Genomic DNA, 1337 nt, shown 5'->3' on the forward strand with positions numbered 1-1337 from the left:
GGATAGTTTGGTCCGTCCCCGCCCTGCGGCGTGGTCCATGTGATGTTCTGCGCCGGATCCTTGATGTCGCAGGTCTTGCAATGCACGCAGTTCTGGAAGTTGATGACAAATTCCGGAGACCCGTTCGTTTCCACGAATTCGTAAACGCCCGCCGGACAATAGCGCGCGGATGGCCCGCCATAGGTGGCAAGGTCGACCTTCACCGGCACGTCCGGATCCTTCAGTTTCAGATGTGCAGGCTGGCTTTCATCATGGTTGGTGAAGGAAAAGCTGACATTGGTCAGCCGGTCAAAGCTGAGCTTGCCATCGGGCTTGGGATAATCGATGGGCGCGAATTTCGCGGCAGGGCCGGTTGCCTCTGCATCCGATTTGCCATGCGACATCGTGCCAAAGAGGGAGAAGCCGAGCGTGTTGGTCCACATGTCCAGCCCGCCCAACGCCAGCGACGCTGTGAGGCCCCATTTCGACCACATCGGTTTGACGTTGCGCACCTTTTTGAGGTCCTGACCAATCGCGCCCTCACGCACATCCGCCTCGTAATCGCTCAGCTCATCCGAGGCGCGACCGGCGCTAAGGGCTTCAAAGGCCGCCTCTGCCGCAGCCTTGCCGGACAGCATCGCGTTGTGGTTGCCCTTGATGCGCGGCACGTTGACCATGCCGACCGAGCAGCCCAGCAGCGCCACGCCGGGCGCCACCATCTTGGGCATCGACTGATACCCCCCTTCCGAGATTGCCCGCGCGCCATAAGCCACGCGTTTGCCGCCTTTCAGCAGGTCGGCGACCATGGGGTGATGCTTGAAACGCTGGAATTCCATATAGGGGAACAGATGCGGGTTCTGATAGTTCAGATGCACCACGAACCCGACATAGACCTGATTGTTATCAAGATGATAGATGAATGATCCACCGCCCGCGTTCTTGCCCAGCGGCCAGCCCATCGTATGGGTGACGCGGCCTTCGTGGTGCTTTTCCGGGTCGATCTCCCAGATCTCTTTCATGCCAAGACCGAATTTCTGCGGCTCCTTGCCTTGCGAGAGGTTGAACTTGGCAATCACCTCTTTCGCCAGCGACCCGCGCACGCCTTCGCCGAGGAAGACATACTTGCCGTGCAGCTCCATCCCCGGTTCGTAATTCGGGCCGGGCGTGCCATCGGCGTTCTTGCCGAACTCACCGGCCACGACACCCTTGACGCTGCCATCCTCGGCATAGACGACCTCGGAACAGGCCATGCCGGGGAAAATCTCGACACCCATTTCCTCGGCCTGTTCGGCCATCCAGCGACAGACATTGCCCATCGAGACGATGTAGTTGCCGTGATTGTTCATCAGCGGCGGCAT

At 59.7% G+C, this 1337-nt stretch carries 1 protein-coding gene; it reads right to left on the reverse strand.

Features of this window, described 5'->3' with window-relative positions; translation table 11 throughout:
- Nucleotides 1-1337, reverse strand: a 1337-nt coding sequence (locus EDD52_RS23555; RefSeq protein WP_132249025.1) for an electron transfer flavoprotein-ubiquinone oxidoreductase, incomplete at both ends; no start/stop codon positions are given.

This window comes from Primorskyibacter sedentarius (genome assembly GCF_004342065.1).
Lineage (GTDB): Bacteria > Pseudomonadota > Alphaproteobacteria > Rhodobacterales > Rhodobacteraceae > Primorskyibacter > Primorskyibacter sedentarius.